A 6,783-nucleotide genomic window follows, 5' to 3' on the forward strand; every position below is an offset into this window, starting at 1 on the left:
TGCCGCTGTCATCAGTGCCGCGGGGGTCAACGCTGCAGACAGAACGGCCGTGAATCCTGACCATGCGAGCGATGCGAGAGCAGCCGCTGCACTCCATGCTGTAGAGATTACGACGCTAGAGATCGTCGACTCGAACGCGAGAACGGCCATCACCGCCCCCAATGCGCTCCAGGCAGCAGATGCCAATCCGGCCGCGGTGACACCAGCAAGCCCCGAGGCTGCAAACGCCCCTGTGAGTGCTGTCCACGCGGTTCCAACCAGCCCTGCTCCTGCGGTCCATGCCGCCGTTGCGATCGTTGCCAAGCCAGCCAAAAGGCCAGCAGGACCACTCAGTGCCGTTAGAACGAAACTGACGCCAGCCCAACCGGCCGATACCAATGCCGCTCCTGCTGCCCATGCTCCCGATGTGCTGATCGATAACGCTGCGAGTAATCCGCTGACTGCGGTCCATAGCGTGCCGATCGTCCCGGCCGATGCTCCCCATGCAACAGTTGCCGCTGTGGCTGTCGTGATCAGAACTGCATCAAGACCGAAGATTGCCACCGCGATCGCCCCGGCGCTAGCGACCCACGCCGCTGTGGTGACCGCTGCACCTGCGAGCCATGCCGCCGAACTGAACGCCGTCGATAATGTGGCCATCACTGCCGACCATGCTGTGCTGACGATCCCGGCGCTGTACTTCCATACGGTGGAAACCACTGCTGCACCGATCGATGCTTTGAACTGCAGTGCCGACATCGCTAATCCCACTGCCGACCATGCAGTGCCGATCACCGCCGCACCAACCGTGCTTGCCGTAACGAACACTCCCAGTCCCGAGGCGGCTAACTTGGCGGCCACACCGAACCCAACGAGCCCAGCCCCTGCAATGCCAATCGCAAGCGTTCCCGCTGTCGCGACCGCCACAAGGTCTCGATTGTCGTCAACGAAATCCTTAACTGCCGATCCAGCGTTGACGGCGATTCCCACGAAACCCGCAAGGCCATCGACCAAGGTTCCACCAACAGCACCCGAAACATCTTCGACCACTGCCCAGAATCGTTTCAGCTGGTTCGCAAATTCACTTGAGGTACGAATCGCATCGCCCTGGGCAGCTGTAGTGCCTCGCATGATGATGTTCAGGCGAGCCTGGGCTTTCGTTGCGTTGTCGGCCGTCTTGGGATCCAGACCCATGTTCAGGATCTCTTGTTTCACCGCTGTTTCGGACAAGATGACGCCGTATTTCTTCATGACCTCACCACTTCCGGTCATCGCCGCCATCAGGTCGGTGAACGCTTCGTCGGTGCCGACGTTGTTGAACGATCCGAGGTCTACCGCCAATTGGCTGAGCGTTGCCGACATGTTCGATGCGTGATCGGGAACAACGCCCATCGGTACCAATAAGTCCTGCATCGACCCAAGCATGTACTCCATCTCACGCCTGGACGTCCCCAACGCATCGGCCGCGAGAGTCGACCACTGACGCATCTCATCCGCTGAATCACCAAAGACCACATCGAACTTGCTCATCGTCTCTTGCAGACGTGATGCAGCCATCACCGGCGCTGTGAGGATCGTTGCCGATGTTGCCGACACCAACAGGCCAAGTTTCGCCGTTTGCGTGCCGATCTTGTCCAGACTCGCTTGTACGCCTCTGGCACCTTGGTCGATTCGGTTGCGAAGGCCAATCGTTACATAGCCTTGGCCCATTTCTACTGCACTGGCCATATCAATTACTCACTACGTTTTGCCAAGGTGAAAGCACGTTGCCGCTTTGGATCTCGGCATTGAATGCAGGTCCAACAGCTGGACGTGCCGCGATTCGTACTTTTCGTTTGCGTTTCTTCTGACCAGGTTTAGCCCGTCGCCGTCGGGTCTCTGTGAACCAGCGTTTGCCGTCCCAAGACACCTCGGGAACGGTCATCACGCCACCGCCTTCGAGCAGCCCCGGCAACGGCTCCGAGATCTGAGTGAGCGACTGAATGCCCGTAAGTCGCACGGCGCCGACAGTGCCCTTTTTGGTCCGTCGGTCGTACACCACCTGCACGTTTTGAAGAGATCGCCGTGGGTTGGTCGAATGCACGCTCGGTGATTCACCTGGGCGGCTCGATCGACTCCGAGGCTTATAGTTTGCCTGGATGCGTCTCTTGAGCGATTCAAGCGACTTGGGCATCGCCTTATCCACCCCACGATTCACAGCAGCAGTGAGGGCCTTTCGGTCCACTACTGCTTTGTTCATGTTGAAGGTGAAGCTGATCATTTGATGCCTCGTTTTTCCTGCTCGGCAATTAGCCGGTCATACTCAGCACCGGGATCATCCAGGTTGGCGACTTGTACAGGGGCCTCTCGATATGGATGAAAGTTCGATCGCGAATACTGATTCGAAGTGTGGATGCTGGCCATCAAAGCCATCATGTCGGCCGTATGGTCCCACGCCGCGATCTGCTTAGCTTTCGCGGCTGCAACCAACTCACGCAGCGTTAGGTGCTGCCAGTCGATTCCTGCGATGGCTGAGAGTTCGAAGACCCACTGCCAACGCTGGGTGGCAGTTGCGAATCCATCATCGCGTTCATCTCGTCCTGCGCTTTCTGTAGCAATGAATCGAACTGCCCAGTCTTCATCAACTCGTCGACTCTCTCCTTGCCAGACTTCATGCTCTCGATCGACTTCCTCGCAATCGCTGCCAGGGCTTTCTGCCCGAGCTTCAGGAAAAAATCCTCGCATTCCTGGATGAGCGCTTGGCTCGCCTCCGCTGAGACACCGTCTCGTTGCGGGGTGTCGTACAAACGCTCTTCATAGTCGTCTGCATCAATGCCCAGCTGCTTCGCCTTCTCTTCGCAAAGCAGGAAACAAAAAGCCATCCGATCAGTCAGGCTGTTCAGCACTTGAAGGAAGTGATTCGGGTTCAGCAGGTCCAACCCCAGGACGTCCCGCATCTTCCGAGTCCGTTGTAACGTCAGGCTCAATGTCCAGATCTCGCCTTTGTTGTCGCTGAAGGTCTTCATTCTTTTTGCTCTCTCGTTTCTTGGACTTGGATTTGGTTTTGCTCTCTTTTCGATCAGAAGGCGAAATCGCTGCTTGCCGACAACGAGAGAGCATTTCGTTGCCGACATAAACAACATCAGTGGGCATGCCGGAATTTGCCACTGAAGCGCACCAGTCGAACAGCTCACCTTTCGGATGCTTCTCGCCTAGAGCAGCGATTTCGCCGCGGGTTATTTTCGTAGCCATGGCTTATTCAGGGTCCGTGCCAGAGAACGCCACGTAGTTCACGGCCGAGCCATCCGAAACCAGATTGCAGTCAGCCTTGCTGAACGGGATGGTGTCGATCACGCCATCATTGCCATTGGCACTGCCCGAGGTTTCACCCAGCAGCACGGGGCATCGCCAACCCTTCGATGCACTCGATGTGATCGGTCCATTGAGATGTGCGAGATCAACAATGTCCCCAGCATCACGAGCCGCTTCGAGTGCGGCCCACACGGTGTCAGTGCCACGCATGCGTGCATACTCGAAGCTGCCCTTCATGGCACGATAGCCAGGGACTGCACCGGTTTCTTCGGCTCCATGGAACTCGATGTCCGACAATGCCGGTCCCCGGTTGCGTTGGACATTGCGAGCACGTGTGATCTCCACCCACGTTGGCGATGCGTACGTACCGCCGATGTTGGCGTACAGCTTGGTTTCCTTGCCCGCATAAGCTGCGCGGGTTAAATCAGTTGGCCCTGCCATTGGTTTCGACTCCTATTCGTCGAGTGAATCTGTGTAAGTAAGTTGGACAAGCGACACGAAATTCGAGTTGTCCTTTAGTTCTTTCTCATCAAGTACAAACGGCTGAGTGATGGTCCTAAACCAGTGCTCCGCCATTCCACAACTCGCAAGGACTCCGTTTGGCGTCCACAATGCGATTACTTGCTCCATCAACGTGTCGATGGCATCGAACGCCGCCACCTCTTGGGCTCGGTAGGTGCTACCGTGGCCATCGTTAGGCGGCATCACACCAACCACGCCCGCATGGATGATTACGTCCCTCTCATCAGGTCCCTGTTCAACGCGAAGATCACGCCGGGCAAAGCGAACCGCGATGCGTGGGCCACTTGCGAGTTCTTCTCGCGTGTAGCGGGGCATCACAAATGCTTCGACCGTTTCGTCGGGCATCTGCTCTTTGATCGCTGCAATAACAGCGTCTCGAACGTCACTAGCACGACTCACGTTTTCGCCTCAAAGTGTGGATCTGATAAAAGGTTTGGTTTGCTGCGTCGGACCAATCCCAAACGGAGTCCTTAGCACCTGGGCAGGTGTCAAAAACTTCACCCGATTTGCGTGTGATCTGGTCGCCACGGCTTGGCTCAGTGACCCCGATGCGTTCGAGTTCCGACGGCTCAATGAGGAAGTCGACCGTTTTGACTTCGATCATCGCTTCGCCATCCGACTCCTCGAACACAGACTCAGCGACTACCGCCTTAACGCGTCCCCGTTTGAGACCGCTGCGATATTCGACGAACTCACCAGCGGCGCGATGAAGCGCCGCCGCGTGAATCTTGAGTCCGAGTTGCATCAGGTTCATCATGGTGATTAGCTTGCCGCCACGATTGCTTCGGTGCTGCTGATCTGGTCGGTGACCACGATCGGCACGTCGTGAGATTCCTCAGGCAACGGAGCTGGCGAACCAGTCGCATTGGTTGCCGTGCGGGATTGCTGCAATTGCTTTTGGCTTTGGCGGTTCATCACCAAGTGCGTCGGGCCACGACCCGCAGGGAACTTGCTGATCAGCTCGATGATCAAGTCGTCCGTCAACGTCTTGCCCGATTGGGCGGTCAGGTTGACGATGCGTCCCAAGTCCAAGCTTGTCGCGATCTGAACACCGCCCCAGAAAAGGATTGGGGTTCGCATCGCGTCGAAGGTACCGGTGGACGATCCTTCCAAGACGGTTTGGTATTCCTCACCAACTTCGATGGTCGCGCCCTTGCCGTATACAGCCGAAACAGCTTCTTCACCAACGCGAACGGCCCAGACACTGGTTGCCGCTCCGACGCTGGTACCGGTCGCATCAACGACCATCGCGTCATCCTTCTTGTCGACCGTCGCTTCGTTGGCGAAACCAGCGAATCCGTCCGAGTCGGCACCCGTGCCGTAGAAGACCTGGGCCTCCATGGCAGCGAAGGACGCCATCAAGTGGTCTTTGGCTTCACGTCGTCGCAACGCATCACCGCTGGGCAGCATCGCCACAGCCAAGTCGATCGCGAACGAAGCGTCAAACAGCTTGAGCGCCTGCGTAACCTTGGTGTAAGTCGCCTTCTTGTTTTCGCGTCCGTCGTTGACTGCACGGAAGCCACCAGCTGGGGCAGCGGTCTTTTTCAGCCATTCATGACTGGTTTCGTGGCTCGCCTCGATCGCCGACAGCACCTTCAAGAATGGTGCTTCCTCCAGCAATTCGCTGACGTCGATGTCGCTGATGTTGCCGTCTGCCAACTGCAGCAATTCGGCGGTACCTACAAATGCGTTAGCCATCTTTCAAATTTCCTTCTGTGGTGCATCGCCACTTGGCGTATGCGGGTGTTTTTGGTTTTGTAAATCGCGTGCTGTCTGCAGCGATGCTGGTTAGCTTTTTTGGCCTTTGGTGTGCTGCGCGAAGGTCTTCTTTTCCTTCTTGCTGTCGCTATCGGTGGCACCCGTTTCAACAGGGTCCAGTTCGCCCAACTGCAACGAGGAAAGCTTTTCCTCAGCTTCGGTGCGGGCTTCCTTCTCGGCGGTCAGTTCGGCACTCAGGGCCTCGCAGTGAAGCTCCAGGGCTTCGGCAAAGCTCTTGCCTTCGGTGAACCACTTGCTGCCGTTCTCGGCACCAAACTTCGCGTTGAACTTATTCAGCTCGGCCGCGAAGTCTTCACGCGTTGGAGCCACGGTTGGCTCACTCTTTTCAGTTGCCACAGTTGGCTCCTTCGGGGAAATAGAAAGACCGTTACTTTCGAGGAAACGGCCCAGGAATTGAGATGCGCGATCGGGATCGATACCGAACGAAGTCGTTTTTGGTTTGGTGTCCGATAGCCCCGCCGCGTACGACAGGAACTCAGTCACTTCGCGGGGCAAGCCTTGGCGATCGAACATGCCGTCCGGGTTCGCTGCCGGATCATCGACCACGTCCGCTGCGTTCAGTTCAGACAGACGAACGTGCGGATAGTTGTGCACGTTGTTGGGATCCGGTGACTGAAAACGCATGCCGGTAACGATGTCGCCGCGATGGTTCTCGTGGGAATGTTCCACTTGATGTTCGAGCATGAACTGTTCTTCAGCAGCGAAGTCATGATGGAAGACTATGGACAATCCAGCTGCTCGGGCATCCTCCTCACAAAGTGATGCCACGTACTCCCCAAGGTCTCCCTCGGGAGTGTCGTGCGAGAGCTTCGCGAGGTGCAAATCACCGGTTGCTCGATCGTCGCTCACCTGCACGTCGTGGATACGTCCAAGCAATCGGCCCATGCCATCCGAACTCATGCCGGGATGTGTGAATCGGCACTTCACGCCCGCCTCGTTGCTGGCCTTGGCGAACTCAGCCACCTGGGACAGCGTGACTTCATCAATCCACAATTCATGCCCCAACGCTTCGCCGACTGCGATAAGTGAAACGCCTTTGATCAATCCTGCTCCGAAGCGACCGCCTTCACGGTCAACCTGCAGCATCGAAGCGTCGACGTCCGCGCGTCCAGCACGAAACAACGTTTCTTTGACGGGCGTTTCAGGGGCTGCTGGTCGGGTTGCTGTTTGGGTCATATTTGGATCTCTACCTATTGGTTTTTTGATGCGTCT

The 6,783-nt window shown here is 57.0% G+C and carries 8 protein-coding genes; all 8 read right to left on the minus strand.

The window, feature by feature from the left end; translation table 11 throughout:
* The coding region (locus tag RMSM_RS18245) for a hypothetical protein (RefSeq protein WP_008699465.1) at positions 1–1,707 on the minus strand (1,707 nt) is incomplete at its 3' end.
* Between the two features lies 1 nt (position 1,708).
* Positions 1,709–2,239: a hypothetical protein gene (locus tag RMSM_RS18250; RefSeq protein ID WP_040767908.1), complete on the minus strand. Its 531-nt coding sequence runs from the start codon at positions 2,237–2,239 to the stop codon at positions 1,709–1,711.
* A gap of 220 nt (positions 2,240–2,459) precedes the next feature.
* Positions 2,460–2,984, minus strand: coding sequence for a hypothetical protein (locus RMSM_RS18260; protein ID WP_144057754.1), 525 nt, complete (start codon positions 2,982–2,984; stop codon positions 2,460–2,462).
* A 229-nt stretch (positions 2,985–3,213) separates the two neighbouring features.
* Positions 3,214–3,711 carry a hypothetical protein gene (locus RMSM_RS18265; RefSeq protein ID WP_008699474.1) on the minus strand — a complete coding sequence of 166 codons (498 nt, stop codon included), beginning with the start codon at positions 3,709–3,711 and terminating at the stop codon, positions 3,214–3,216.
* Positions 3,712–3,723: 12 nt separating this feature from the next.
* On the minus strand, positions 3,724–4,191 hold the full coding sequence (locus RMSM_RS18270) for a hypothetical protein (protein WP_008699476.1): 468 nt from the start codon (positions 4,189–4,191) through the stop codon (positions 3,724–3,726).
* Positions 4,178–4,549, minus strand: a complete 372-nt coding sequence (locus RMSM_RS18275; protein WP_008699478.1) for a hypothetical protein — start codon at positions 4,547–4,549, stop codon at positions 4,178–4,180. Before RMSM_RS18275 ends, RMSM_RS18270 begins: the two co-directional genes overlap by 14 nt.
* A gap of 5 nt (positions 4,550–4,554) precedes the next feature.
* Positions 4,555–5,490: a major capsid protein gene (locus RMSM_RS18280; RefSeq protein WP_008699481.1), complete on the minus strand. Its 936-nt coding sequence runs from the start codon at positions 5,488–5,490 to the stop codon at positions 4,555–4,557.
* 90 nt (positions 5,491–5,580) lie between these two features.
* Positions 5,581–6,783, minus strand: a 1,203-nt coding sequence (locus tag RMSM_RS18285; RefSeq protein ID WP_236622196.1) for a hypothetical protein, incomplete at its 5' end; no start/stop codon positions are given.

It is taken from the genome of Rhodopirellula maiorica SM1, from assembly GCF_000346295.1.
GTDB classification, from domain to species: domain Bacteria; phylum Planctomycetota; class Planctomycetia; order Pirellulales; family Pirellulaceae; genus Novipirellula; species Novipirellula maiorica.

Excerpts from the sequence above, each read along its gene's own strand:
- RMSM_RS18250 (WP_040767908.1), bottom strand. The coding sequence starts at position 2,239 with ATGATCAGCTTCACCTTCAACATGAACAAAGCAGTAGTGGACCGAAAG.
- RMSM_RS18275 (WP_008699478.1), bottom strand. The coding sequence starts at position 4,549 with ATGATGAACCTGATGCAACTCGGACTCAAGATTCACGCGGCGGCGCTT.
- RMSM_RS18265 (WP_008699474.1), bottom strand. The coding sequence starts at position 3,711 with ATGGCAGGGCCAACTGATTTAACCCGCGCAGCTTATGCGGGCAAGGAA.
- RMSM_RS18260 (WP_144057754.1), bottom strand. The coding sequence starts at position 2,984 with ATGAAGACCTTCAGCGACAACAAAGGCGAGATCTGGACATTGAGCCTG.
- RMSM_RS18280 (WP_008699481.1), bottom strand. The coding sequence starts at position 5,490 with ATGGCTAACGCATTTGTAGGTACCGCCGAATTGCTGCAGTTGGCAGAC.